We start from the raw sequence: 433 nt of genomic DNA on the forward strand, positions 1-433 counted from the left end.
GAGCGGGTGTGGCGACGGAAGGTCTCGCCGTGTCGGCAGGTGTGACGCAGTCGCAGGAAACGCTGCGCACGGCGCTGGCGATCGGCGCGGACCGCGCGATCCTGATCGAGTCGAACGAAGACCTGCAGCCGCTCGCGGTGGCCAAGCTGCTGAAGGCGCTGGTCGACAAGGAGCAGCCTTCGCTGGTGATCCTCGGCAAGCAGGCCATCGACGACGATTCGAACCAGACCGGCCAGATGCTGGCCGCGCTGGCGAACCTGCCGCAGGCTACGTTTGCCTCGAAGGTTGTCGTGGCGGATGAGGGTGGGCAAAAGCGGGCCACCGTGTCGCGCGAAGTGGACGGCGGTGCCGAAACGCTGTCGCTGACGCTGCCGGCGGTGGTCACCACCGACCTGCGCCTGAACGAGCCGCGCTACGTGACGCTGCCGAACAT

Annotated in this window: 1 protein-coding gene; it reads left to right on the top strand. The window is 67.7% G+C overall.

The window, feature by feature from the left end:
- The coding region (locus A6V37_RS21275) for an adenine nucleotide alpha hydrolase family protein (protein WP_482194150.1) at nucleotides 1–433 on the top strand (433 nt) is incomplete at both ends.

Source organism: Paraburkholderia ginsengiterrae (assembly GCF_001645125.1).
Taxonomy (GTDB): Bacteria; Pseudomonadota; Gammaproteobacteria; order Burkholderiales; family Burkholderiaceae; genus Paraburkholderia; species Paraburkholderia ginsengiterrae.